Annotated in this window: 1 pseudogene; it reads left to right on the top strand. The window is 43.3% G+C overall.

Annotated features, from left to right (window positions below):
- A pseudogene (locus ACVC08_RS00010) lies at window positions 1-570 on the top strand (gliding motility-associated C-terminal domain-containing protein); the annotation flags it as partial.

Genomic DNA, 570 nt, shown 5'->3' on the forward strand with positions numbered 1-570 from the left:
TAACACTACGCCAGAACAAACGCAAACCATTACCGTTTCCGATAATATCGCACCAACATTTACTGCTCCGGCAGATATTGAGATATTTACAGATGCATCATGCAACTACGATGCTGGAGTAAACATTACAGGAGATGTTACAGACGAAGCAGATAACTGTTCTTCAACGCTAAACGCAACCTACACAGACACTGTAGTCCCTGGAACTTGCGAAGGATCATTCGTAATCACAAGAACATGGACATTAACAGATAGCTGTGGTAACACTGCACCAGAACAAACGCAAACCATCACGGTGTCTGATAATATCGCGCCAACATTTACTGCTCCGGCAGATATCGAAATATTTACAGATGCATCATGTAACTACGATGCTGGAGTAAACATTACGGGAGATGTTACAGACGAAGCAGATAACTGTTCTACAACGCTAGACGCGACCTACACAGACACTGTAGTCGCTGGAACTTGCGAAGGATCATTCGTAATCACCAGAACATGGACATTAACAGATAGCTGTGGTAACACTGCGCCAGAACAAACGCAAACCATTACCGTTTCCGATAATAT

The organism is Pontimicrobium sp. MEBiC06410 (assembly GCF_053601615.1).